Here is a 23,935-nt window from a genome sequence, read left to right as displayed (position 1 = left end):
CCTCGCAATGCGAGGCCTCTTCACTTTTGCCGCCGATCTGGCTCAGACGAAGACGATTTCGTCGTTCTCCACCACGCCATGGGCCGTGTCTCCCGGCATGAATCGACCGGAAAGGATCAACTGCGCCAGCGGGTTCTCGATCCAGCGCTGGATCGCTCGCTTGAGCGGCCGTGCGCCGTACACCGGGTCGTAACCCACCGCGATCAGCTTGTCCATGGCCTCTGGGCTCAGTTCCAGCTTCAGCTCCCGCTCGGTCAGGCGACTGCGCAGGCGACCCAGCTGGATCTCGGTAATGCCGGCGATCTGATCCCGCGCCAAAGGCTCGAAGATCACCACTTCGTCGACCCGGTTGATGAACTCCGGCCGGAAGTGAGTGGAAATCGCGTCCATCACCGCCGCACGCTGCGCCTCGCGATCACCCACCAGCTCCTGGATCTGCACCGAACCCAGGTTGGAGGTCATGACGATCACGGTGTTCTTGAAGTCCACCGTACGGCCATGGCTGTCGGTCAGGCGACCATCCTCCAGCACCTGGAGCAAGATGTTGAACACGTCCGAGTGCGCCTTCTCGACTTCGTCCATGAGGATCACCGAGTAAGGCTTGCGGCGCACCGCCTCGGTCAGGTAACCGCCCTCTTCATAACCGACGTAGCCCGGTGGTGCACCGATCAGGCGAGCCACGGAATGTTTCTCCATGAACTCGGACATGTCGATCCGCACCATCGCCTCTTCGGTATCAAAGAGGAATTCGGCCAGCGCCTTGCACAGCTCGGTTTTACCGACACCGGTCGGGCCGAGGAACATGAAAGAGCCGCTCGGGCGATTAGGGTCGGACAACCCGGCACGGGAACGCCGAACCGCGTTGGAAACGGCCACCACCGCTTCATCCTGGCCAATCACACGCTGGTGCAACAGGCTTTCCATCTTCATCAGTTTTTCGCGCTCGCCCTCGAGCATTTTCGACACGGGAATGCCGGTCCATTTCGACACGACTTCGGCGATTTCCTCTTCAGTCACCTTGCTGCGCAGCAACTGGTTTTCGGGCTTGCCATGTTGATCGACCATTTGCAGGCTGCGTTCCAGGTCCGGGATCACCCCATACTGCAATTCGGCCATGCGGTTCAGGTCGCCTTTGCGTCGGGCCGCTTCCAGCTCCTGACGTGACTGTTCGATCTTCTGCTGGATCTGCGCCGAACCCTGCACCTCGGCTTTTTCCGAGTTCCAGATTTCTTCGAGATCCGAGTACTCACGCTCGTGACGGGCAATTTCTTCCTGGAGTTTTTCCAGGCGTTTTTTCGCCGCATCGTCGCTTTCTTTCTTCAGCGCCTGGGATTCCACCTTCAGCTGAATCAAACGGCGCTCCAGACGGTCCAGCACCTCCGGCTTGGAGTCGATCTCCATGCGGATGCGGCTGGCGGCCTCGTCGATCAGGTCGATGGCCTTGTCCGGCAATTGCCGGTCAGTGATGTAGCGATGGCTGAGCTTGGCCGCCGCAATGATCGCGCCGTCGGTGATCGCCACCTTGTGGTGGACCTCGTAGCGCTCTTTCAGGCCACGCAGGATGGCGATGGTGTCTTCTTCGCTCGGCTCGTCCACCAGCACTTTCTGGAAGCGTCGCTCCAGGGCGGCGTCCTTTTCGATGTATTGGCGGTACTCGTTGAGCGTGGTCGCACCGACGCAGTGCAACTCACCGCGCGCCAGGGCCGGCTTGAGCATATTGCCTGCATCCATCGAGCCCTCGCCTTTACCGGCACCGACCATGGTGTGCAGCTCGTCGATGAACAGAATGATCTGCCCTTCCTGCTTCGACAGCTCGTTGAGCAACGCCTTCAGGCGCTCTTCGAACTCGCCACGGTATTTGGCACCGGCGATCAGCGCCCCCATGTCCAGGGACAGCAGGCGCTTGCCCCTGAGGCCATCAGGCACCTCACCGTTGATGATGCGCTGGGCCAGGCCTTCGGCGATGGCGGTTTTACCGACGCCTGGCTCACCGATCAGCACCGGGTTGTTCTTGGTGCGACGTTGCAGGACCTGGATCGTGCGGCGAATTTCATCGTCACGGCCGATCACCGGATCAAGCTTGCCCTCCTCGGCACGCTTGGTCAGGTCGACGGTGTACTTGTCCAGTGCCTGACGCGCTTCCTCGTGGTTGGGGTCATTGACCGCCTCGCCACCACGCAGGTTGTTGATCGCATTTTCCAGGGCTTTCTTGCTCACGCCCTGGCCGAGCAAAAGCTTGCCAAGCTTGCTGTTCTCGTCCATGGCGGCGAGCAGCACCAGCTCACTGGAAATGAACTGGTCGCCCTTCTGCTGGGCCAGGCGATCGGCTTGATTGAGCAGGCGCGCCAGATCCTGCGACATGTTCACGTCGCCGGTGGGATTCTGGATTTTCGGCAGCTGGTCGAGCTCTTTGGTCAGCTCTTTACGCAAGCTGTTGACATCGAAGCCCACCTGCATCAGCAGGGGCTTGATCGAGCCACCCTGTTGTTCGAGCAGGGCTTGCATCAAATGCGCCGGTTCAATGGCCGGATGATCGAGACCGACAGCCAGGGATTGGGCGTCGGACAAGGCTAACTGCAATTTGCTGGTTAAACGGTCTATACGCATGGGTCACCTTCCTTTTGAGCAGGTCGGACCTATAAAACATCCTGAATGAAGAAACCTGCCAGATACCACAATAGATGCGGTCGATTCTGGGAGTTTCAAGCGTTGTGATGTTGATGCAGGTCAGAGAAGTCTAGCGTTCGAGCCAGATCAGGGAGGCAAAGCGGCCGGTGCGCGACGCACGGCGATAAGAAAAGAAGCGCGGATCGGTCACGGTACAGAAACCGCCGCCGTAAACAGCGGTTACACCACGGGCCGCCAGACGCAAACGCGCCAGCATATAGATGTCGGCCATGAGCTTGCCGGGGTTTTGGCTTGGCACAAATGCCTGGGCGGCTTCGGGCAATTGCCCGACGAAGGTCTCGCGCACTTCCGGGCCGACTTCAAACGCTTGCGGGCCAATGGCCGGGCCGAGCCAGACCAGGACCTCGGCAGGCGCAACAGCCAGACTGTCGAGCGTGGCTTCCAGCACACCGGCCGCCAGCCCGCGCCAACCGGCATGAGCTGCGGCAACGCGGGTACCGGCACGGTCGCAAAACAGCGCAGGCAGGCAGTCGGCAGTCATCGCCGCACAGGCAATACCCGGTGTTGAAGTCCAACTGGCGTCAGCAGTCATCACCCGGCTCGGGTCCGCATGGGCCACGACAATGCCGTGAACCTGCTGCAACCAGGCCGGTTGAATGGAGAAGTGATCGGTAAGGCGACGGCGATTTTCGGCGACAGCTTCGGGACTGTCGTCGACATGATCGCCAAGATTGAGGCTGTCGAACGGCGCCAGGCTGACGCCGCCCGCACGGGTGGTCACACAGGCTTTGACCCCGGCCGGCGCGGGCCAGTCAGGAATCAGCCAGTCACTCATCCGACAAACGCCTCGCGATCTTGCTTGAGCAGGGTCAGCAACCAGACGAAGTCTTCCGGCAACGGCGATTCCCAGCTCATACGGACACCGGTCGTCGGATGGTCCAGCTCCAGGAACCGTGCATGCAGTGCCTGACGCGGGAAGTTCTTCAACGATTCAACCATGGTCGGGTTGGCTGCCGGCGGAATCCGGAAACGACCGCCATAGGCAGGGTCTCCGACCAACGGGAAGTTGATGTGCGCCATGTGTACGCGAATCTGGTGCGTACGACCGGTCTCCAGCTTCACCCGCACGTGGGTGTGGGAGCGGAAACGCTCGAGCACGCGGTAATGGCTGACGGCCTGCTTGCCACCTTCCATCACGGCCATGCGCTGGCGTTGCTGGCCATGGCGACCAATGGGCGCGTTGATCTTGCCACCCGCCGTCACCACGCCGATCACGATGCACTCGTAGATCCGGCTGACGCTGCGACTCTGCAACTGTGTCACCAGCTGCGTCTGCGCCTGGATGGTCTTGGCCACCACCATCAGGCCGGTGGTGTCCTTGTCCAGGCGATGCACGATCCCGGCGCGGGGCACATTGATGATGTCCGGCACGTGATGCAGCAAGGCGTTGAGCAAGGTGCCATCAGCGTGGCCAGCAGCCGGGTGAACCACCAGGCCCGCGGGCTTGTTGATCACCAGGATGTCGTCGTCTTCATAGACGATGTCCAGGGCGATGTCTTGGGCGACCCATTCGCCCTGAGCTTCCTGCTCGGCGGTGAGTTCAAGAATGGCGCCACCGTGAACGATGTCTCGCGGGCGGACAACCGCCCCATCCACAGTCAGGCGGCCGTCTTTGATCCAGGCGGAAAGGCGCGAGCGCGAGTGCTCAGCGAATAGTTGTGCGGCGACTTGATCGAGGCGTTGGCCGCCCAATTCGGACGGCACCTCTGCGCGAAGTTCAATTTTATCGGACATGCTCGGACTGGGCGTCGGCACAGCCTTTGGTTTCGGCTGCGCGCTTGTGGTTAAATACGGCGTCTTTTGCCCCGAGGCTATTCAACGGGGCGCTCATCATAACAGGACGGCCTCGCCCAAGACAGCGGCCGTCATAGGGACGCAAGCCGCCATGCAAGTGAAACACCTGCTGCTGATCGCCATCCTCGCATTGACCGCTGCTTGCTCTTCGAAGGAAGTCGTAGACGAAAACCTGAGCGAAGTCGAGTTGTACCAACAGGCTCAAGCCGATCTGGACAATAATAGCTATACCAGCGCCACTGCCAAGCTGAAGGCTCTGGAATCGCGCTATCCGTTCGGCCGCTATGCCGACCAGGCTCAGCTGGAACTGATCTACGCCAACTACAAGAACGCCGAACCGGAAGCCGCCAAGGCAGCTGCCGAGCGCTTCATTCGCCTGCACCCACAGCACCCGAATGTCGATTACGCCTACTACCTCAAGGGCCTGACTTCTTTTGACCAGGACGTTGGCCTGCTCTCGCGGTTCCTGCCGCTGGACATGACCAAGCGTGACCCGGGTGCCGCCCGCGACTCGTACAACGAGTTCGCCCAGCTGACCAGCCGCTTCCCGAACAGCCGTTACGCGCCGGACGCCAAGCAGCGCATGATCTACCTGCGCAACCTGCTGGCAGCCTACGAAATCCACGTGGCCGACTACTACCTGACCCGTCAGGCCTACGTGGCTGCCGCGAACCGTGGCCGTTACGTGGTGGAAAACTTCCAGGAAACTCCTTCGGTCGGCGACGGCCTGGCGGTGATGACCGAGGCCTACCAGCGCCTGCACCTGGACGAACTGGCAGCCACCAGCCTCGAAACCCTGAAGCTCAACTACCCGAACCACCCAAGCCTGGTGGACGGTCAGTTCGTGCCATCGGTTGCCGAAGCCGACAACCGCTCGTGGCTGAGCAAGGCTACCCTGGGCCTGATCGAATCCCGTCCGCCGCTGCCGCCGGGTGAAACCCGCGCCAACCAGGACGTGCAGAAACAATTCCAGGACGCCAAGGACGCGATTCCCAACGAGCTCAAGCCGAAAGACAGCAGCGGCGATGTGATCGAAGAAGAGGACCACGAGGCAGAGGGCAACAACGAAGACCGCTCCTGGTTCAGCTACATGACCTTCGGCGTGTTCGACTGACACGACCGGCGGTGCAAAAAAAGGGAGACTCTCGAGTCTCCCTTTTTATTGCGCCGTTTTTATCCAGCGCGAATACGCTGTGCGCCTGCCATGTCCTTGGCTAAACTGGCGATTCATCCGTCATAAAGCAGCTCACCATGCTTCGTTTATTATTCTGGATCGCCGTGATTGCCGCCGCTGTGTGGTTCTGGCGCAAGTACAAGGGCCAGGCGTCTGCCCCCAAGTCCTCCGCCGAGCTGGAAGCAGCCCCCATGGTCCGCTGCGCCCATTGCGGCGTGCACCTGCCCCGCGATCGCGCACTGCGTCTTCAACAACAGTGGTATTGCAGCCAGGCTCACCTGGAGCAAGGCCCCGGTCCTAGTGATCGCTGAGACGTCCAGTCCCGGCGAAAAACAGGCCCGGCGACTGCTGCGTCTCTATCACCTCTACCGTTTAAGCATCGGCATCACCTTGGTATTGCTGATTTCCAGCAACCTGGACAACCGCTTGCTCACGGCCGCCAATGACGACCTGCTGCGCAGTGGCAGCTGGATGTATCTGGTACTGAATATCCTGCTGGCAGTCTTCTTCCAGAGCACCCGACGCCCGACGCAACTGCTCAGCCTGGCCCTGGTCGACGTCCTGCTGCTTTGCGGGTTGTTCTACGCCGCTGGCGGAGTGGCCAGCGCTATTGGCAACTTGCTGATCGTCTCGGTGGCCATCAGTAATACCTTGTTGCGAAAACGCATCGGCTTGCTGATTGCCGCCATCAGTACACTTGGCATCCTGGGTTCGAGCTTGCTGCTGAATGTCAGCCATCGTGCCAATCCCAACGATTATTTACAGGTCGGCACGCTTGGCGTTTTGTGTTTTGGCGCGGCGCTGCTGGTACAGGGCCTGATCCGACGACTGGAAGTCAGCGAAACCCTGGCGCAACAGAAGGCCAGCGAAGTGGTTGGCCTGGAAGCCCTCAATGCACTGATCCTGCAACGCATGCGTACTGGCATCCTGGTGCTTGACGACCAATGGCGCGTGCAACTGGCCAATCATGGCGCCTTGACCCTGTTGGGCTGCGAGCGCCTCGAAGGCCGACGGATCGACGAATATGCACCTTCCCTGGTCGAGCGCCTGCAACTGTGGATCAACAATCCGACGCTGCGCCCGCAAAGCCTGAAAATCGCCCGCAATGGCCTTGAACTACAGCCAAGCTTCATCGCCCTGGCCTCCAGCCCGCATCGCCAGACCCTGGTCTTTCTCGAAGACCTCGCACAAATCACCCAGCAGGCTCACCAACTGAAGCTCGCCGCCCTCGGCCGCCTCACCGCCGGTATCGCCCATGAAATCCGCAATCCGTTGGGCGCCATCAGTCACGCCGCGCAGCTATTGCGAGAATCGGAGGAACTGAATGCCGCGGACCGGCGTCTGACGCAGATTATTCAAGACCACTCTCAGCGCATGAATCGGGTTATCGAAAACGTCCTGCAACTGTCCCGCCGCCAGCAAACCGCGACCCAACGACTCGACCTGAGGCCCTGGCTGGAAGAGTTCGTGGCGGCAACCCGCGACCGGGCGAGCGAGCACCAGAAAATCCATCTGCGCATTGTGCCCGGTGACTTCGAGACCTTGATGGACCCGAACCAGCTGGAGCAGATTCTCGACAACCTGATAGGCAATGCCTGGCGCCATAGCGCCCTGGAGCACGACCCGGCGCAGGTCTGGCTTGAATTGTTCACCGATCCCGAAAGCCAGCTACCGATCCTCGAAATCCTCGACGACGGTCCCGGAGTGGCCCCGGATCATCAAGCACAACTGTTCGAGCCCTTCTTCACCACCAGCCAACAGGGCACTGGCCTGGGGCTATACCTGTCACGTGAGCTGTGCGAGAGCAACCAGGCTCGCCTGGACTTCAAACCACGCCAAGGCGGCTGCTTTCGCATCACCTTTGCCCACGGACGCAAACAAGGTTGAACATGAGCCCACGGAAAAAAGTCCTGGTCGTCGACGACGAACCGGACATCCGCGAACTCCTGGAAATCACCCTGGGACGGATGAAACTCGACACTTACAGTGCCCGTAACGTTGGCGAGGCCTTGGCCCTGCTCCAGCGCGAGACGTTCGACCTGTGCCTGACCGACATGCGCCTGCCGGACGGCAGCGGCCTTGACCTGGTGCAACATATCCAGCAACGCTATCCACAGATGCCGGTGGCCATGATCACCGCCTATGGCAACCTCGATACAGCGATCAATGCGCTGAAGGCCGGCGCTTTCGACTTCCTGACCAAGCCGGTGGACCTGACCCGCTTGCGGGAACTGGTCACCAGTGCCTTGGTGTTACCCGCCCCAGGGACCACCATCGATCGCCGCTTGCTGGGTGACTCGCCGCCCATGCGCAATTTGCGCCAGCAGATCGACAAACTGGCCCGCAGCCAGGCACCGGTATACATCAGTGGCGAGTCCGGCAGTGGCAAGGAACTGGTCGCCCGCCTGATTCATGAGCGAGGCCCCCGGGCCAACCAGCCCTTTGTCCCGGTCAATTGCGGCGCGATTCCGACGGAGCTGATGGAAAGCGAGTTTTTCGGCCATCGAAAAGGCAGCTTCAGCGGCGCCATCGAGGACAAGCCCGGTTTGTTCCAGGCGGCCCACGGCGGCACCCTGTTTCTCGACGAAGTGGCAGACCTGCCTCTGCCCATGCAGGTCAAACTGCTGCGGGCGATCCAGGAGAAAGCCGTACGCAGCGTCGGTGGGCAACAGGAGAGGGTGATCGATGTGCGCATACTGTGCGCCACCCACAAAGACCTTGGCGCCGAAGTCGCCGGCGAACGTTTTCGCCAGGATCTGTACTACCGCCTGAACGTGATCGAACTACGCGTGCCACCGTTGCGCGAACGCCGTGACGACATCGAGCCGCTGGCCTGCCATGTGCTCAAGCGCCTGGCTGCAGACACCGGGCAGCCCGCGGCAAAACTCCACCCCAATGCCCTCGACGCCCTGAAAAGCTACCGTTTTCCGGGCAATGTGCGAGAGTTGGAGAATATGCTCGAACGCGCTCACACCTTGTGCGAAAACAACCGGATCGAGGCCAGCGACCTGCGCCTGGCCGAGGGCAACTGCTCCGCCGAAGGGGGCGTGCCGGACCTCACGCAAATCGATAACCTGGAGGCGTACCTGGAAAACGTTGAACGCCAACTGCTTCTCCAGGCCCTGGAAGAGACCCGCTGGAACCGCACGGCGGCGGCTCAACGGTTGAATCTGTCGTTCAGGTCGATGCGCTACAGGCTGAAGAAATTAGGCCTGGATTGAGGGCCTCTTCGCGAGCAAGCCCGCTCCCACAGTGGAATGCGATCAAGTGTGGGAGCGAGCCTGCTCGCGAAGGTCATCTAACACGCCAGATCTTTCCAGGTTAGATCCGCCCGGCCGGCGCATACGGTGCCGGATCAATGATCGGCGCCCTGCCCAACATCACATCAGCGAACAACTGACAGGACGCCGGCGCCAGTACCAACCCGTTGCGGTAGTGCCCGCAATTGAGCCACAACCCCTCAAACCCAGGCACTTGGCCAATGTAGGGAATGCCCTCCGGCGAACCAGGCCGCAACCCTGCCCAATGCCCCACCACCTCGGCGTCGGCCAACGCCGGGATCAATTCCACGGCCGAAGCCTTGAGGCTTTCGAGTGCCGATTCGGTAGGCGTCTTGTCGTAGCCTTCATGCTCCAGGGTGCTGCCAATCAGGATGTGCCCATCGCGCCGCGGTATTGCATAACGCCCTTTGGCCAGCACCATGCTCGGCAGGAAATCCGCCGCGCACTTGTAGAGGATCATCTGCCCTTTCACCGGTTCGACTGGCAACTCAAGGCCCAGGCTCTTGAGCAAGTCGCCGCTCCAGGCGCCAGCGGTAAGAACCACTTGATCGCCATGGATCGCACCGCTGGAGGTCTGCACACCGACTATTTGTTGGTCTTGCGCAATAAATCCGCTGACTTCGCATTGCTCATGAATCGTCACGTTCCCCAGCGCCTGCAATGCCGCCTTGAGCGACTTCACCAGCCGTGGGTTGCGCACATTGGCGACGTTGGCCATGTAGATCGCTCGGGAAAAGCCGCCACCGAGCACCGGCACCGCATCGTGGGCCACCGAGATGTCCACAGCCCGCAGCGGCCGGCCCTCGCGGGCGGCCCAGGCCAGCGCCTCGGCTTCATCGTCCAGGTCCAGCCAATACAGGCCCGTGGTATGCACCTCGGGATCGATCCCGGTAGCAGCGAACAAGCGTTCGCCCAGCTGTGGATAGAAATCCTGGGACCAATGCGCCAGCGCGGTAACCGCAGGGCTGTAGCGCCATGGATAGAGCGGAGAAACGATGCCGCCGCCTGCCCAGGACGACTCCTGGCCAACGCTCGATCGGTCCAGCAGCACCACGCTCTGCACCTGGGACGCGAGATTGAATGCCGTCAGCAGGCCGATTACCCCACCACCGACGATCACCACTTGCTGTTGCCTGGTCATGTTCTGATCCAACCATTAAATAGACAAAGGCGCAAAGGGCGCCCGAAAAGGAAACTCAGCGACCCCAGCAATCCTTGGTGGTCAGGCCGGCCGTGGCATTGACCATCGCGCGCGCCCCCGTATTGGTGATAGTGAAATCACCGCACTTGTCATTGGCCATGCTGGTGCCAGGCTTGCGCACCGCCGTCAGCAAGAAGGTCTGGTCGGTCAGAGTCGGCGTGATGGTGTAGTAGTCATTTCCGGCGCTGAGACCCGGGACACCGCTATAGACGTTTTTCTGTGAATAGAAACGCTCGAGGATCTGCGCCTGCTCGGAAAGCAGACCGGCCACTTCGGTGCGGCGCCCCTTATTCAGATATTCGGTGAAGCTCGGCATAGCGATGGTCATGACAATCCCGATGATCGCAATCACGATCATGATTTCGATCAGGGTAAAACCGCGGTTGGATCTGTGCATGCCTCAACTCTCGCTTACTGTATTTGTCGCCACATGATGCGACGGCTGCCGCCGCCGGATTTTTCCACCAGCGTGGAGATACCGCCACTGGAATCGTTCACGATCTTGCGCGTCGCGTCATTGACGATGGCGTTCAAAGTCGGAATGCCGCCGGTAAAGACCACGCCGCTGGACAGCGTGTCAGTACTGTCGATCACTGCGTCGCCGTTACTGTCGAGCACCGCGTAATTGAGCATCTTACCGCTGAACGCATCGAGTTCGACCAGTTTGCCGCTACCAGAGCTGGCGCAAGGTTGCGTGGTATCCACGCTTGCCGTGGTGAAGACGATCCGCCCGAGCACCAGGCTGGCCTGGTTGAGTACACGCTCACCGGTCAGCGTGCTGTTATACAGCAGTGGCAAATACCAGCCCTTTTTCGCCGGGTAGGTCACCTCGTTCTGGCTGGTAGTGATCAACTGCCCCGAACTTCCCGAAAGCACCCCGGTCACCGCCTGAGCCTGCAGACTGGAGACGGTGATTTGTCCGCCCCCCCCGTTCGCGTCCCACACCGCGTAGAACACCTGCAGGTCCTTGTTGGTCTGGTCCGCCGTCTCGTTGAGTTTTCCCGTGCCGAAAAACACCATCTTGCCACCCAGGGCATTGTCCGCCAGCAGCGGCTGCGCGGTGATTGGCTGGGTAGCGCCACCGGCGGTGGTAAACAACGGCTGGCCGGCGAACGCCAGGCCCCAGGCATCCGGGGTGGTGCCACTCAGGTCAAACTTCCAGAGCCGTCCCTTGAGATCGCCGCCATAGGCCGCCTGCACCACATTCTGCGAGTTCACCTTGAGCTTCACCGAAGACAAGCCGTTGGTGGTTTCGCTGCTGTCGATCACGATTTTCCTGATCAGGCTGCCGTCACGAATGTCCACCACGTACAACGCCGCGACCCCTGAATTGCTGCCGTAGCCGTTGGCAATGAACGCCGCCCACCGCCCATCCGCCAAGCGTGCCACCTCCGGACGGGCGTAGGCATAACCCAGGTCATTGAACGCGTTCGCCGCACTGGCAGTGACCGGCGCGCTGATTTCCCACAAGGCCTTCATGACATTGCCCGCCGACGCGTCGAACAACTGCAGCGCATAGAAGGTTCGCCCGCCCGCCCCCGTTCCGCCCAGTGCGAGGGTTTTCCAGGCACTGTTGAGCTGAGCATCGAACACGCCCACCTGCCCATCCACCAGAAATTTGTGGCTGACGCCGTTGATGTAGGCACTATCGGCGATGTAACGCAAAGACGGCAGCACGCTGGAAGGCATGTAGGCGTAGCGCCGGGCACCGTTGCCGGTATTGACGACGCTGACGAAACCGTCGTTGGCGTTGACCACCAGACTGGCGCTCATGTTGACCGCCTTGATCGCCAGGTAAGCGCTGTAGCTGGTGTCCCCCGACAAGTCCGATGCGGTTTGATCCGAAGGTGCCGCCAGGACCAGCGGTGAATTGACGATATCGCCCAGCAACACACTGCGCGCCTTCAGGCCAGCCTTGTTGGTGCCCTTGCTCCACTCCACCAGATCGCTGCCCGTGATACCGCCGGGCAAGCCTTGGTCGAGAACGGCTTGCTGGGCCGTGGAAAAATTGGCGAAGGCCAATGGCACGACACTGTTGCTCTGGTTGTTCCATGATTGATAGGTCGGTGCCGTAGCACCCGGCACGAGGGTGTTATCAGTGGACCAAAGCACCGACGCGGTATTGACCGCGCCACTGGCGGTGAAACCGTAGGCCTTTATCGTGCCACGCCAGTCCTTGGGGTCGTAGCGGGTCTGGAAATAGTGGGTGGCGCTGGCGACACCACTGCCGCCGGAGCCGGCGGCGCACAACAAGGGCGTGTCCGAGGGCGTAAAGGCATCGGCGGGAGCTGCCATGAACAAGGCGCAAAAGACCCCGCTGAACAATCTCCAACGCTGCGTGCGGCTTTCAATATTTCGCATAAATGCTCTCCACCACACTGCGTGAGCTGCCCGCAATGCCCACGGCGGTGACCCGGTACAAGGTCACCGAGGTGTTACTCGGCACGTTCACCGCGGCCAGGCTGGTGCCTATGTTCTGCACCCCATAGAAGCCGGCGCCCGCCGCGATCCAGGTCACCCCCGAGGTGGAGTTGAACCCGGCCGCCTTGAGGGTCGACGATTCGGCAGGCGGTGCGCACCGCAAAGTGCCGCTGCACACCGGCAACGAATAGCTGTCGAGCTGAACAGCGCTTTCGCCTACGCGCAACACCGCTTCGGCAGCCTGGAATGACTGGTTGCGCAAGCTCAGGCTACCGGCCATTTTTTCCTGCAGCGTGGCGTTTTGCATCGACGAGATGCCAATCAGCGTCAGCAGCAACAGGAACACCAGGCTGACCAGCAGCGCCATGCCGCGCTGGCAACCAGGGGACACACGCACCGGCCCGCCCTTCATGGCAGACGGTTGCGCAAGGCGGCAACCACGTTGAAGGTTTGGTCGCTCACCCGGTGGTTCGGGTCGGTGAGGGTCAGGCTCAGGCGTACGCTACGGATACGCGCCGGGTCCGACGGGTTGCTGCTGTAAGTGGACACCGCCGAATCGGCGGCCGAGCTGGCGAGGCCGAAGCTCACGTCGAATGCACTGACGTTATCGACCAGCGTTTGTTCGAGTGGCTTTCCCCTGCCGACACCAAGGGTCAACTGACCGTCCTTCAAGCCGTAGATCATTCGCCGGATGGGAAACGCCAGTTGCCCTGTGGCTGGTGCGCGCAGGTCGGAGTAAGCCGTCGCGCTGCTTCGGCAATCGGAAACCACCGTCCAGGCCGGCTTGCCGCCATTGCTGCCGACGTCCGCCGTCACCAGGGTTAACTTGAGAGCTGCGTTATCCCAACTGATCGGTTTTATCTGGCTGGCAGCGAAATCACCCTCTTTGCTGGCATCGGTGATCGTCCCCAGGCAGCCGAACATGCCGACCATGCGGATTTCCTGGATCATCTTGCTCAGTACGAAGCGCGCGTCCTCCTGCATGGCCGCGGCGGCATTCTGGCTGATGTAGGTGTTTTTTGCGGCGATGAACACCTGCACCACACCCAGGACCACCACCAGGCTCAACGCCAGGGCAATCAGCAACTCGATCAGGCCGAATCCGCGATTGGAGCGGCTCATGGCGTGGCCACCGGGTCGGCGGTTGCGCGGCTTGTGAGGACGAAACTGCGCCTTGAGTTAGCGCTGTTGGCGGCCCGCGAGTCGTCCCAATTAATGGTGATGGTGTACACCCGCTGGTTCAGGGAGATACTGCCGGTCGCCGTGGCACCACCGAAATTGACGATGTTATGGGTGAAATCGTAGAGATCCTGGTCCCGGGCGACGTTGAGATTGCCCGCGGTCGGCGGTGTCACGGTGTAATCGGCGGCGGCATTGGCGCGAATGCGGTCCAGCATGTCGTAGGCGATAAAACTGGCCTGGCTGGTCATGCGCGCACTGTCAGTGTATTTCAAGGCATTCAATTGAACGGCGGCCGCGCCCAACAGCCCCACGCCCAGAATCAGCAACGCCACCAGCACTTCGATCAACGTCATGCCCTCCTGGGCATGCTTGCTCCATGGCCTCATCCGCAACTTCCACCCAATAGAATTCGTCCGTTCAAACACACATTCAGCATCCTGCTTTGCGTTCCGAGCACATAGCTGATCACCACTGCCGTGGAGGGTGACGACAGCCCGCCCAAATTGTTGAAATCGATGGCCGACACTCCCGAGGTTAGCGTCAGAGTCGCACCGCTGCTGATCGGTGGAACAACCCGCAATACATTCGCCGGGGTGCCCGTACCGTCATAGACCGACAACTCCCCTGTCCACACGCCCCCACCCGCCGTGGGTCGTACCCGAATGGTCACGCCGCGATCGATCGCTTCGAGTCGGGCGAAGTTGAGGCCACGTTGCAGGTCCCTTATCTCGGTGTCGGCCTTGGTGCTTTGCGACGAACGGATAAACGCCGGGACCACCAGGGTGATCAGGGCCAGGAAAATCGCCAACGCAACCAACAACTCGATCAACGTGAAACCTTTTGTACGATGATCCATCGTTGCTCTCTGCTGCCGTCGGCTATACCTGCTCCACGCGCTAGAACATTCCAGGGAGGAAAATCTCATGCGTGAGCAAGGTTTCAGTCTGATTGAATTGCTTATGGGACTCGCAATTCTCGGGATTGTTCTGCAACTGGTCAGTCCGGCATTCGCTGCGCTGACAGAATCGAAGCATCGCGAGGAAGCGGCGAAGTCACTGGCCAGCGGTCTGCGCAGTGCAAGGAGCGAGGCGGTATCGCGCGGTCAGGTCGTCGTCGTTCACGGCATAAACGATGACTGGAGCCAGGGCTGGCGAATTATCCTGGATGTCAGCGGCAAGGGGCACGAGGACCCTGACAATCCGCTGCTGACAGAGCGTCGCAGCGGAATTGGCGTGGCGATTTTCGGCAACCAGTATGTCAGGACTGCCGTACGATTCGGCCCAGGGGGTGAGCCGGTGTCCGGAGGTTTCCAGGCAGGGACATTGCATGTTTGCGCTGCACGCGAAGCGCAAAGCGAGCACCAGGTGGTGCTGGCCTCGAACGGTCGCATCAGCCTGCGCAGTGAAAAGACCACACAGGCGCTATGCGCAACCTGAAGGATCAGAGCAGCGAACGGACCCGGAGTTCTTTTGGCATGGAGAACGTGATGTTCTCTTCACGCCCGGCCAACTCATCGGCCCCGGTAGCACCCCAGGCCTGCAATTGCTGAATCACGCCGCGCACCAGGACTTCCGGAGCGGAAGCGCCAGCGGTGATACCGATCCGCTCGACACCGTCGAACCAGCTCTTGTCGAGGTCCTCGGCACCGTCGATCAGGTACGCCGGGGTTGCCATGCGTTCGGCCAGTTCACGCAGGCGATTGGAGTTGGAGCTGTTCGGGCTACCGACCACCAACACCACATCGCATTCGTCGGCCAATTGCTTGACCGCGTCCTGGCGGTTTTGCGTGGCGTAGCAGATGTCGTCCTTGCGCGGGCCGCCAATGGCCGGGAAACGCGTACGCAGGGCGTCGATGACGCGACTGGTATCGTCCATGGACAAGGTCGTCTGGGTGACGAACGCCAGTTTATCCGGGTTTTTCACCTGGAGTTCGGCGACGTCCTTTTCATCTTCGACCAGGTAGATCGCCCCACCGTTGCTGGCATCGTACTGGCCCATGGTGCCTTCGACTTCCGGGTGACCGGCGTGGCCGATGAGGATGCATTCACGTCCATCGCGGCTGTAGCGGGCGACTTCGATGTGCACCTTGGTGACCAGCGGACACGTGGCGTCGAACACTTTCAGGCCACGGCCGGCGGCTTCAGTACGGACGGCCTGGGACACGCCGTGGGCACTGAAGATCACGATCACATCGTCCGGCACCTGGTCCAACTCTTCGACGAAGATCGCCCCGCGGTTACGCAGGTCTTCGACGACGAACTTGTTGTGAACCACTTCGTGGCGCACATAGATCGGCGGCCCGAAAACCTCCAGGGCGCGATTGACGATTTCGATCGCCCGGTCCACACCGGCGCAGAAGCCACGGGGGTTGGCGAGTTTGATTTGCATGCTGTGCCTCGTGTCTTGCGCGCAAGAAATAGCGAAAACCGTGAAAAACAACTGTGGGGACGGGCTTGCTGTGGCGAGGGGATTTATCCCCGTTCGATTGCGAAGCAATCGTAGACCATTCAGCGCGTTCTCATTCAATAACGCGCTGACTGGATTCAAGGGCGCTTCGCACCCCAACGGGGATAAATCCCCTCGCCACAAAGGCTCGCTCCCACAAGTTACAGCGCTTTGACGGAGATGATTTCCACGTCAAAGGTCAGCGTCTTGCCTGCCAGTGGATGGTTGAAGTCGATGGTCACTTGCGTGTCATCGAACTCTTTGACCACACCCGGCAATTCAGTATTGGCCGCATCGTTGAAGATCACCAGCAAACCTGGCGACAGGTCCATATCCTGGAACTGTGAGCGCGGGATGATCTGCACGTTTTGCGGGTTGGGCTGGCCGAACGCGTTTTCCGGCTCGATGCTCAGGGTACGCTTGTCGCCCGCCTTGAAACCGAACAACGCCACTTCGAAACCTGGCAACAGGTTGCCGTCACCGACCTTGAAGGTCGCCGGGGCCTTGTCGAAGGTGCTATCCACCGTGTCGCCGTTCTCCAGGCGCAATGCGAAATGCAAGGTGACTTCCGTGTTCTGGCCGATGCGTTGCTCAGCCAATACCTGTTCAGTCATGAACGGTTTCTCCGGTCTTTTTACTTTTGAACATATCCAGTGCCAGCATTACAGCACCAACCGTGATTGCACTGTCGGCAAAGTTGAACGCCGGGAAATACCAGCGGTTCTGCCAATGCACCAGAATGAAATCGATCACATGGCCGAGGGCAATGCGGTCATATAGATTACCCAGCGCGCCACCCAGCACCAACGCCAGCGCGACAGCCAGCCAGGTTTCATTGCGTCCAAGACGCTTGAGCCAGACCACCAGCACCGCACTGACCGCGACCGCAATCAGGGCAAACAACCAGCGCTGCCAGCCGGAGCTGTCAGCCAGGAAGCTGAATGCCGCGCCGGTGTTGTAGGCCAGGGTCCAGCTGAAGTAATCGGGGATCACCACGATTTGCTGGTACATCTCCAGCGAGCCTTCGAAGTAGAACTTACTGGCCTGGTCGATGACCAGGACCAGCAAACTCAACCAGAGCCAGCCCAGCCGCCCAAAACGGCCAACGGCATTAGGCATAGTGGCGAACCTCGCCAGCGCCGCTGATGTTGTCGACGCAACGACCGCAGATTTCCGGATGCTCGGGATTCACGCCGACGTCTTCACGGCAGTGCCAGCAACGGGCGCACTTGGCGAAGGCCGACTTGACGATTTTGAGCTTCAAGCCGCTGACTTCGGTGACTACCGCATCCGCTGGCGCCTGAACAAAAGGTGCAACGCTGGCGGTGGAGGTGATCAGGACGAAACGCAGTTCGTTGCTCAGCTTGGCCAGGTCGGCGCTCAGCGCGTCTTCGGCGAACAGCGTCACTTCGGCTTGCAGGTTGCCACCGACAGCCTTGGCCGCGCGCTGGATCTCCATCTCTTTGTTGACCGCGACCTTCACTTCCATGATGCGGTCCCAGTAGGCGCGACCCAGCTCGAAGCCTTCCGGCAGTTCGCTCAGGCCTTCGTACCAGGTGTTGAGCATGACGGACTCGTTGCGCTCGCCCGGCAGGTATTGCCACAGCTCGTCGGCGGTAAACGCCAGGATCGGGGCGATCCAGCGCACCAGCGCTTCGCTGATGTGGAACAGCGCGGTCTGGCACGAACGACGGGCCTTGCTGTCGGCACCGGTGGTGTACTGGCGGTCCTTGATGATGTCCAGGTAGAAACCGCCCAGCTCCTGCACGCAGAAGTTGTGGATCTTCGAGTACACGTTCCAGAAGCGGTATTCACCGTAGTGCTCTTGCAGCTCACGTTGCAGCAGCAGGGTGCGGTCCACGGCCCAGCGGTCCAGTGCCAGCATTTCCTCGGCCGGCAGCAGGTCGGTGGCCGGGTTGAAGCCGGTCAGGTTCGAGAGCAGGAAACGCGCGGTGTTACGGATACGCCGGTAGGCGTCCGCACTGCGTTGCAGGATCTGCTCGGACACTGCCATTTCGCCGGAGTAGTCGGTAGAAGCGACCCACAGGCGCATGATATCGGCGCCCAGGGTGTCGTTGACTTTCTGCGGTGCAATGACGTTGCCCAACGACTTGGACATCTTGCGGCCGGACTCGTCAACGGTGAAACCGTGGGTCAGCAGCTCGCGATACGGCGCGTGGTTGTCGATGGCGCAACCGGTCAGCAGCGACGAATGGAACCAGCCGCGGTGCTGGTCCGAACCTTCCAGGTACAGGTCGGCGCGTGGACCGCTTTCGTGGCCCATCGGGTGCGAACCGCGCAGCACGTGCCAGTGGGTGGTACCCGAGTCGAACCAGACGTCCAGGGTGTCGCTGATCTTGTCGTACTGTGGCGCTTCATCGCCCAGCAACTCGGCGGCGTCCAGTTTGAACCAGGCCTCGATGCCTTCGACTTCGACGCGCTTGGCCACGATTTCCATCAGCTCGACGGTACGTGGGTGCAGTTCGCCGCTTTCCTTGTTCAGGAAGAACGGGATTGGCACGCCCCAGTTGCGCTGGCGAGAGATGCACCAGTCCGGACGGTTGGCGATCATCGAGTGCAGGCGCGCCTGGCCCCAGGCCGGTACGAACTGGGTCTCTTCGATGGCTTTTAGCGAGCGCTGGCGCAGGGTGTCGCCGGTGGTTGGCTGCTTGTCCATGCCGATGAACCACTGCGCTGTGGCACGGTAGATCAGCGGAGTCTTGTGGCGCCAGCAGTGCATGTAGCTGTGTTCGATGATGGTCGTGTGCAGCAGCGCACCCACTTCGGTCAGCTTGTCGACGATGGCCGGGTTGGCCTTCCAGATGAACTGGCCGCCGAAGAATTCCAGCGATGTCGCGTAGACGCCGTTGCTTTGTACCGGGTTGAGGATGTCATCGTTGACCATGCCGTATTTCTTGCAGGTCACGAAGTCGTCCACACCGTAGGCCGGGGCAGAGTGAACCACGCCAGTGCCGGCGCCCAGTTCGACATAGTCAGCCAGGTAGACAGGCGACAGGCGGTCGTAGAACGGGTGGCGGAAGTTGATCAGTTCCAGCGCCTTGCCCGAGGCAGTCGCGATAACCGAACCCTCCAGGCTGTAGCGTGCCAGGCATGACTCGACCAGTTCTTCAGCCAACACCAGCAGTTTGTCGCCGACATCGACCAGGGCGTAGTTGAATTCAGGGTGGACGTTCAGCGCCTGGTTGGCCGGGATGGTCCACGGGGTGGTGGTCCAGATCACGATCGAACCAGGTTTGTCCAGCGAAGGCAGACCGAACGCGGCAGCCAGCTTGGCTTCGTCGGCAATCGGGAATGCCACGTCGATGGTCGAGGACTTCTTGTTCTCGTACTCGACTTCCGCCTCGGCCAGGGCCGAACCGCAATCAAAGCACCAGTTTACGGGCTTGAGGCCCTTGAACACGAAACCGCCCTTGACGATTTCAGCGAGGGCGCGGATTTCACCAGCCTCGTTCTTGAAATCCATGGTCTTGTACGGGTTGGCGAAGTCGCCCAGCACGCCCAGACGGATGAATTCGGATTTCTGCCCTTCGATCTGCTCGGTGGCGTAGGCACGGCACAGTTCGCGGGTCTTGTCCGCGCCCAGGTTCTTGCCGTGGGTCACTTCAACCTTGTGCTCGATCGGCAGGCCATGGCAGTCCCAACCCGGAACATAAGGCGCATCGAAGCCCGACAGGGTCTTCGAACGAATGATCATGTCCTTGAGAATCTTGTTCAGTGCGTGACCGATGTGAATCGTGCCGTTGGCGTATGGAGGACCGTCGTGCAGGACGAACTTCGGACGATCCTTGCCAATCTCGCGCAACTTTCCGTACAGGCCAATGCTGTCCCAGCGCTGCAGAATCTGCGGTTCGCGCTGAGGCAGGCCGGCCTTCATTGGGAAGGCGGTGTCCGGAAGGTTTAGCGTGGCTTTATAGTCGGTCATTTAAGGCTCTTCATTAGCGATTGGCGCTAGGTGCGACAGGGCACGGGCGGCGGCGACATCCGCATTGATCGCCGTCTTAAGCGCCTCCAGAGAGGCGAAACGCTGCTCTTCACGCAGCTTTTGGTGGAAAACCACCGTCATACGCCGGTCATACAGATCGCCGGCAAAATCTAAAAGATGTACTTCGAGGTGGGCTCTGCCATCTCCCTGCACCGTGGGTCGAACGCCGATATTGGCGACGCCAGGCCAGGTCTTGCCATCCAGGTTGACACTGACCAGATAAACCCCGGTCAGCGGCACGCGACGCCGCTTGAGCTGGATATTGGCGGTGGGCGTACCCAACTGCCGGGCCAGCTTCTGGCCGTGCAACACGCGACCGGCGATCCGGTATGGACGGCCCAATAAACGCTCCGCGAGGGCGAAATCAGCAGCGGCCAGCGCATTACGCACCTGGGTGCTGCTGACGCGAATGCCATCGAGCTCGACAGTTTGCGCCGCTTCGACGGTGAAGCCCTGCATGACGCCGGCCTGTTGCAGGAAATCGAAATCCCCTGCCCGGTCACAGCCAAAACGGAAGTCGTCGCCGACTTCAAGGTGCTGCACGCCGAGACCGTCAACCAGGATGGTATCGACGAACTCACTGGCGCTGAGCTTGCTCAGGCGCTGGTTGAATGCCAGGCACAGGACTCGGTCGACCCCTTCGGCAGCCAACAGCTGCAGCTTGTCACGCAGCCGGGCCAGACGCGCTGGCGCCGTGTCAGGGGCGAAAAATTCCCGGGGCTGCGGCTCGAAAATAACCACGCAGCTGGGCACGCCCAACTCGAGCGCACGCTCGCGCAGCCGCGCCAGGATAGCCTGGTGGCCACGGTGTACACCGTCAAAGTTGCCAATAGTGGCGACACAGCCCCGATGCTGGGGGCGCAGATTGTGGAGGCCTCGAACCAGCTGCATAACGCGCTTCTTGCTCATAAAGTGGTCGATTATAACCACACCCGGCGGCCTACGACAGGCAACACCGTATCCCAAAGTAATCGAGCCGACAAAAATGCCGACTCGCCCATGTTTATCGAGGCCCTGACTTTAGCCAAGCGCCTTGCGATTGAAGTCGCGCAACCTGAAGCCCATCAACACTAACATGCCGAAATAAGCCACCACACCGGCGATGACCAAAGCGCCCAGGCGCAGGAACCGCTCAAGCATCTGCCCTTCGCCCCAGGCGGGCATGAAATGCATCCCCGCCAGCAGCACAGCGGACATCACCGTCACCGCGACCACCAGCTTGAAACCAAACTTCGCCCAACCCGGTTGCGGCTGGTACATCTGCTGCTTGCGCAGTTGATAGAACAGCAGCCCGGCATTCAGGCAGGCACCGGCACTGATGGCAAGCGCAAGGCCGGCATGGGCCAGCGGGCCGATCAAGAGCAGGTTGAACAACTGGGTGACCACCAGAGTGAAAATCGCGATTTTTACCGGCGTGCGGATGTTTTGTTGCGCATAAAAGCCCGGCGCCAGCACTTTGATCACGATAATCCCGAGCAAACCTACTGAATAGGCGATCAGCGCACGCTGGGTCATGGCCGCGTCATGGGCATCGAACTGACCGTACTGGAACAGTGAAACCGTCAGCGGCTCGGCCAGAATCCCCAACGCCAGCGCACAAGGCAATACCAGCACGAAACACAGGCGCAGGCCCCAATCGAGGATTCGCGAATATTCCTGGCGGTCCTGGCTGGCGTAGGTCTTGGCCAGGGTCGGCAGCAGAATCGTGCCCAATGCCACGCCCAGCACACCGGACGGCAACTCCATCAGGCGGTCGGCGTAGTACATCCAGGACACCGAGCCGGCAACCAGGAAGGACGCAAAGATGGTGTTGATGATCAACGAGATTTGACTCACCGACACCCCGAGAATCGCCGGCAGCATCTGCTTCATCACCCGCCAGACGCCGCTGTCGCGCAAACTCAGGCGCGGCAGGACCAGCATGCCGATTTTTTTCAGATGTGGCAGTTGGTAAAGCAACTGCGCCAGACCGCCCGCCAGCACCGCCCAGCCCAGCGCCATCACCGGCGGATCGAAGTACGGCGTCAGGAACAGCGCAAAGATAATCATGCTGACGTTCAGCAGGGTCGGCACAAACGCCGGAACAGAAAAGCGGTTCCAGGTGTTAAGGATCGCGCCAGCCAATGAGGACAGGGAAATCAGCAAGATGTACGGAAAGGTCACTCGCAGCAAGCTGGTGGTCAGCTCGAACTTCTCCGGCGTATTGGTGAAACCCGGCGCGGTCACCCAGATGACCCAGGGGGCGGCAAGCATGCCCAGCGCCGTGACGAGCGCCAGTACCAGTGTCAGCAGGCCAGAGACATAGGCAATGAAGGTTCGCGTCGCCTCATCGCCCTTCTGGCTTTTGTATTCGGCCAGAATCGGTACGAATGCCTGGGAAAACGCCCCTTCGGCAAAAATCCGCCGCAACAGGTTGGGCAATTTGAAGGCGATGAAAAAGGCGTCGGTCGCCATTCCCGCGCCGAATGCACGTGCGATAAGGGTGTCACGAACAAACCCCAGAACCCGGGAAAGCATCGTGATAGAGCTGACGGCGGCCAACGATTTGAGCAGATTCATTAAAAGAGTTCGTGCCTGTCGATAAACAGCAGGCGAACTACGCGCCTACTTATGCGATACTCCGCGCCGCAACAGCACAGAGCCAAAGCTCGCGAGTTTACAGGTCGCACGCTGGAAAGAAATATCCAGAGGTGTTGCACCTACCACTTAGCGGAACGTCTCAACCGCCCTTGACAAGACCTCAACTCATCGGCATGATTCGCGGCCTATTTTGTTTGCTATTTCCTAAAAAGTCTTTCGAGGAGCTCGACGGTGGCCAACTCACCTTCCGCCAAAAAACGTGCAAAACAGGCTGAGAAGCGTCGCAGCCACAACGCCAGCCTGCGTTCCATGGTTCGTACCTACATCAAGAATGTAGTTAAGGCCATCGACGCAAAAGACGCTGAAAAAGCTCAAGCTGCTTACGTTCTGGCTGTGCCAGTTATCGACCGTATGGCCGATAAAGGCATCATCCACAAGAACAAGGCTGCTCGTCATAAGAGCCGCCTGAATGGCCACGTAAAGGCCCTGAACGTTGCCGCTGCTGCCTAAGCGACTCGTTCATTAAAAAACCGACCTCAGGGTCGGTTTTTTATTGCCTGCGATTTGATGAACACACAAAACAATTGTGGGAGCGGGCTTGCTCGCGAAAGCGGCGCATCAGGCGACACCTGCATCGACTGACACTGCTCTTTCGCGAGCAAGCCCGCTCCCACACTTGGATTTTCGTTTACTTATTGAGCGTTCGCCCACGGCAAAATCGGGATCGCCGTCACCGCATTCTGCGGACTGCCCTCGATCAAGCGATCGCTATACACCAGATACACCAGCGTATTGCGTTTCTTGTCGAGGAATCGCACCACCTGCATGGTCTTGAACACCAGGGAAGTACGCTCCTTGAACACCTCGTCACCGTCCTTGAGCTCACCCTTGAAGCTGATGGGCCCGACCTGGCGACAGGCAATGGACGCCTCGGCACGATCCTCGGCCAATCCAAGCCCACCCTTCACACCCCCGGTCTTGGCGCGCGACAGGTAGCACGTCACACCCTCGACCTTGGGATCATCAAAGGCCTCGACCACGATGCGATCATTCGGGCCGACAAACTTGAACACCGTCGACACCTGGCCAATTTCCTCGGCCGACGCCAGCAGCGGCATCGCCAACAGCAACCCCAACAATCCTTTTGCCATGCGCATCAGGTATTC

The 23,935-nt window shown here is 60.3% G+C and carries 22 protein-coding genes and 1 pseudogene; 6 read left to right on the top strand and 17 right to left on the bottom strand.

What is annotated here, in order from left to right:
- Positions 1-42: 42 nt before the first annotated feature.
- The 3 genes from clpB to rluD form a co-directional block, all read right to left on the bottom strand.
- Positions 43-2,607: an ATP-dependent chaperone ClpB gene (clpB, locus tag QLG10_RS07335; RefSeq protein WP_282486470.1), complete on the bottom strand. Its 2,565-nt coding sequence runs from the start codon at positions 2,605-2,607 to the stop codon at positions 43-45.
- Between the two features lie 130 nt (positions 2,608-2,737).
- Entirely contained in the window at positions 2,738-3,463 is a 726-nt protein-coding gene (gene pgeF / locus QLG10_RS07330; RefSeq protein ID WP_282486468.1) for a peptidoglycan editing factor PgeF, read from the bottom strand.
- Positions 3,460-4,422 carry a 23S rRNA pseudouridine(1911/1915/1917) synthase RluD gene (gene rluD, locus QLG10_RS07325; protein WP_008058321.1) on the bottom strand — a complete coding sequence of 321 codons (963 nt, stop codon included), beginning with the start codon at positions 4,420-4,422 and terminating at the stop codon, positions 3,460-3,462. Before rluD ends, pgeF begins: the two co-directional genes overlap by 4 nt.
- A gap of 151 nt (positions 4,423-4,573) precedes the next feature.
- Between rluD and QLG10_RS07320 the strand changes: the two genes are divergently transcribed.
- The 4 genes from QLG10_RS07320 (at position 4,574) to QLG10_RS07305 (ending at position 8,877) form a co-directional block, all read left to right on the top strand.
- Positions 4,574-5,596 (top strand): outer membrane protein assembly factor BamD, encoded by a 1,023-nt coding sequence (locus QLG10_RS07320; RefSeq protein ID WP_110751069.1) that lies wholly within the window; start codon positions 4,574-4,576, stop codon positions 5,594-5,596.
- Between the two features lie 137 nt (positions 5,597-5,733).
- Positions 5,734-5,967, top strand: a complete 234-nt coding sequence (locus QLG10_RS07315) for a PP0621 family protein (protein ID WP_033040380.1) — start codon at positions 5,734-5,736, stop codon at positions 5,965-5,967.
- The gene (locus QLG10_RS07310; protein ID WP_282486463.1) at positions 5,957-7,543 is read left to right on the top strand and encodes an ATP-binding protein; all 1,587 of its coding nucleotides are present in this window, start codon (positions 5,957-5,959) and stop codon (positions 7,541-7,543) included. Before QLG10_RS07315 ends, QLG10_RS07310 begins: the two co-directional genes overlap by 11 nt.
- A 2-nt stretch (positions 7,544-7,545) precedes the next feature.
- Entirely contained in the window at positions 7,546-8,877 is a 1,332-nt protein-coding gene (locus QLG10_RS07305; RefSeq protein WP_282486461.1) for a sigma-54 dependent transcriptional regulator, read from the top strand.
- Between the two features lie 100 nt (positions 8,878-8,977).
- Here QLG10_RS07305 and thiO read toward each other — a convergent pair whose 3' ends face one another.
- The 7 genes and pseudogenes from thiO to QLG10_RS07270 all read right to left on the bottom strand — a co-directional run bounded on the left by thiO (position 8,978) and on the right by QLG10_RS07270 (position 14,597).
- Positions 8,978-10,078: a glycine oxidase ThiO gene (gene thiO, locus QLG10_RS07300; RefSeq protein WP_248676996.1), complete on the bottom strand. Its 1,101-nt coding sequence runs from the start codon at positions 10,076-10,078 to the stop codon at positions 8,978-8,980.
- A gap of 55 nt (positions 10,079-10,133) precedes the next feature.
- Positions 10,134-10,535, bottom strand: a complete 402-nt coding sequence (locus QLG10_RS07295; RefSeq protein WP_110751061.1) for a type IV pilin protein — start codon at positions 10,533-10,535, stop codon at positions 10,134-10,136.
- A 14-nt stretch (positions 10,536-10,549) separates the two neighbouring features.
- A pseudogene (locus QLG10_RS07290) lies at positions 10,550-12,379 on the bottom strand (PilC/PilY family type IV pilus protein); the annotation flags it as partial.
- A 106-nt stretch (positions 12,380-12,485) separates the two neighbouring features.
- Positions 12,486-12,971 carry a PilX N-terminal domain-containing pilus assembly protein gene (locus QLG10_RS07285; protein WP_188264332.1) on the bottom strand — a complete coding sequence of 162 codons (486 nt, stop codon included), beginning with the start codon at positions 12,969-12,971 and terminating at the stop codon, positions 12,486-12,488.
- Complete coding sequence (locus QLG10_RS07280; protein ID WP_188264333.1) at positions 12,968-13,681, bottom strand: prepilin-type N-terminal cleavage/methylation domain-containing protein; 714 nt, start codon at positions 13,679-13,681, stop codon at positions 12,968-12,970. The genes QLG10_RS07285 and QLG10_RS07280 overlap by 4 nt, the downstream gene beginning before the upstream one ends.
- Positions 13,678-14,127 carry a type IV pilus modification protein PilV gene (gene pilV / locus QLG10_RS07275; protein WP_188264334.1) on the bottom strand — a complete coding sequence of 150 codons (450 nt, stop codon included), beginning with the start codon at positions 14,125-14,127 and terminating at the stop codon, positions 13,678-13,680. The genes QLG10_RS07280 and pilV overlap by 4 nt, the downstream gene beginning before the upstream one ends.
- Positions 14,124-14,597, bottom strand: coding sequence for a GspH/FimT family pseudopilin (locus QLG10_RS07270; protein ID WP_110751052.1), 474 nt, complete (start codon positions 14,595-14,597; stop codon positions 14,124-14,126). Before QLG10_RS07270 ends, pilV begins: the two co-directional genes overlap by 4 nt.
- A 67-nt stretch (positions 14,598-14,664) precedes the next feature.
- Between QLG10_RS07270 and QLG10_RS07265 the strand changes: the two genes are divergently transcribed.
- On the top strand, positions 14,665-15,177 hold the full coding sequence (locus tag QLG10_RS07265) for a GspH/FimT family pseudopilin (RefSeq protein ID WP_110751050.1): 513 nt from the start codon (positions 14,665-14,667) through the stop codon (positions 15,175-15,177).
- A 4-nt stretch (positions 15,178-15,181) separates the two neighbouring features.
- On the opposite strand, the gene ispH is transcribed toward QLG10_RS07265, so the two are convergent.
- The 6 genes from ispH to murJ form a co-directional block, all read right to left on the bottom strand.
- Positions 15,182-16,129: a 4-hydroxy-3-methylbut-2-enyl diphosphate reductase gene (gene ispH, locus QLG10_RS07260; RefSeq protein ID WP_110751047.1), complete on the bottom strand. Its 948-nt coding sequence runs from the start codon at positions 16,127-16,129 to the stop codon at positions 15,182-15,184.
- Positions 16,130-16,347: 218 nt separating this feature from the next.
- Positions 16,348-16,785 (bottom strand): FKBP-type peptidyl-prolyl cis-trans isomerase, encoded by a 438-nt coding sequence (gene fkpB, locus QLG10_RS07255; protein ID WP_173667185.1) that lies wholly within the window; start codon positions 16,783-16,785, stop codon positions 16,348-16,350.
- Positions 16,786-16,792: 7 nt separating this feature from the next.
- A complete protein-coding gene (gene lspA, locus QLG10_RS07250; protein ID WP_110751045.1) occupies positions 16,793-17,305 on the bottom strand; it encodes a signal peptidase II in 513 nt (170 codons plus the stop codon).
- Entirely contained in the window at positions 17,298-20,129 is a 2,832-nt protein-coding gene (ileS, locus tag QLG10_RS07245) for an isoleucine--tRNA ligase (protein WP_282486453.1), read from the bottom strand. Before ileS ends, lspA begins: the two co-directional genes overlap by 8 nt.
- Entirely contained in the window at positions 20,130-21,080 is a 951-nt protein-coding gene (gene ribF, locus QLG10_RS07240) for a bifunctional riboflavin kinase/FAD synthetase (protein WP_282486451.1), read from the bottom strand.
- A 129-nt stretch (positions 21,081-21,209) separates the two neighbouring features.
- The gene (gene murJ / locus QLG10_RS07235; RefSeq protein WP_020798645.1) at positions 21,210-22,748 is read right to left on the bottom strand and encodes a murein biosynthesis integral membrane protein MurJ; all 1,539 of its coding nucleotides are present in this window, start codon (positions 22,746-22,748) and stop codon (positions 21,210-21,212) included.
- A gap of 252 nt (positions 22,749-23,000) precedes the next feature.
- Between murJ and rpsT the strand changes: the two genes are divergently transcribed.
- Positions 23,001-23,279, top strand: coding sequence for a 30S ribosomal protein S20 (gene rpsT / locus QLG10_RS07230; protein WP_020798646.1), 279 nt, complete (start codon positions 23,001-23,003; stop codon positions 23,277-23,279).
- 182 nt (positions 23,280-23,461) lie between these two features.
- Here rpsT and QLG10_RS07225 read toward each other — a convergent pair whose 3' ends face one another.
- Positions 23,462-23,926, bottom strand: a complete 465-nt coding sequence (locus QLG10_RS07225; protein ID WP_188264336.1) for a CreA family protein — start codon at positions 23,924-23,926, stop codon at positions 23,462-23,464.
- Between the last annotated feature and the right edge of the window lie 9 nt (positions 23,927-23,935).

The sequence above is a fragment of the Pseudomonas sp. V98_8 genome (assembly GCF_029967975.1).
Lineage (GTDB): Bacteria > Pseudomonadota > Gammaproteobacteria > Pseudomonadales > Pseudomonadaceae > Aquipseudomonas > Aquipseudomonas umsongensis.
This window is presented reverse-complemented; position numbering and strand designations above follow the sequence as displayed.

What these genes read in the sequence shown, in the direction of transcription:
- clpB (WP_282486470.1), bottom strand. Translation starts at nt 2,607, where the DNA reads ATGCGTATAGACCGTTTAACCAGCAAATTGCAGTTAGCCTTGTCCGAC.
- pgeF (WP_282486468.1), bottom strand. Translation starts at nt 3,463, where the DNA reads ATGAGTGACTGGCTGATTCCTGACTGGCCCGCGCCGGCCGGGGTCAAA.
- rluD (WP_008058321.1), bottom strand. Translation starts at nt 4,422, where the DNA reads ATGTCCGATAAAATTGAACTTCGCGCAGAGGTGCCGTCCGAATTGGGC.
- QLG10_RS07320 (WP_110751069.1), top strand. Translation starts at nt 4,574, where the DNA reads ATGCAAGTGAAACACCTGCTGCTGATCGCCATCCTCGCATTGACCGCT.
- QLG10_RS07315 (WP_033040380.1), top strand. Translation starts at nt 5,734, where the DNA reads ATGCTTCGTTTATTATTCTGGATCGCCGTGATTGCCGCCGCTGTGTGG.
- QLG10_RS07305 (WP_282486461.1), top strand. Translation starts at nt 7,546, where the DNA reads ATGAGCCCACGGAAAAAAGTCCTGGTCGTCGACGACGAACCGGACATC.
- thiO (WP_248676996.1), bottom strand. Translation starts at nt 10,078, where the DNA reads ATGACCAGGCAACAGCAAGTGGTGATCGTCGGTGGTGGGGTAATCGGC.
- QLG10_RS07295 (WP_110751061.1), bottom strand. Translation starts at nt 10,535, where the DNA reads ATGCACAGATCCAACCGCGGTTTTACCCTGATCGAAATCATGATCGTG.
- QLG10_RS07285 (WP_188264332.1), bottom strand. Translation starts at nt 12,971, where the DNA reads ATGAAGGGCGGGCCGGTGCGTGTGTCCCCTGGTTGCCAGCGCGGCATG.
- QLG10_RS07280 (WP_188264333.1), bottom strand. Translation starts at nt 13,681, where the DNA reads ATGAGCCGCTCCAATCGCGGATTCGGCCTGATCGAGTTGCTGATTGCC.
- pilV (WP_188264334.1), bottom strand. Translation starts at nt 14,127, where the DNA reads ATGAGGCCATGGAGCAAGCATGCCCAGGAGGGCATGACGTTGATCGAA.
- QLG10_RS07270 (WP_110751052.1), bottom strand. Translation starts at nt 14,597, where the DNA reads ATGGATCATCGTACAAAAGGTTTCACGTTGATCGAGTTGTTGGTTGCG.
- QLG10_RS07265 (WP_110751050.1), top strand. Translation starts at nt 14,665, where the DNA reads ATGCGTGAGCAAGGTTTCAGTCTGATTGAATTGCTTATGGGACTCGCA.
- ispH (WP_110751047.1), bottom strand. Translation starts at nt 16,129, where the DNA reads ATGCAAATCAAACTCGCCAACCCCCGTGGCTTCTGCGCCGGTGTGGAC.
- lspA (WP_110751045.1), bottom strand. Translation starts at nt 17,305, where the DNA reads ATGCCTAATGCCGTTGGCCGTTTTGGGCGGCTGGGCTGGCTCTGGTTG.
- ileS (WP_282486453.1), bottom strand. Translation starts at nt 20,129, where the DNA reads ATGACCGACTATAAAGCCACGCTAAACCTTCCGGACACCGCCTTCCCA.
- ribF (WP_282486451.1), bottom strand. Translation starts at nt 21,080, where the DNA reads ATGCAGCTGGTTCGAGGCCTCCACAATCTGCGCCCCCAGCATCGGGGC.
- murJ (WP_020798645.1), bottom strand. Translation starts at nt 22,748, where the DNA reads ATGAATCTGCTCAAATCGTTGGCCGCCGTCAGCTCTATCACGATGCTT.
- QLG10_RS07225 (WP_188264336.1), bottom strand. Translation starts at nt 23,926, where the DNA reads ATGCGCATGGCAAAAGGATTGTTGGGGTTGCTGTTGGCGATGCCGCTG.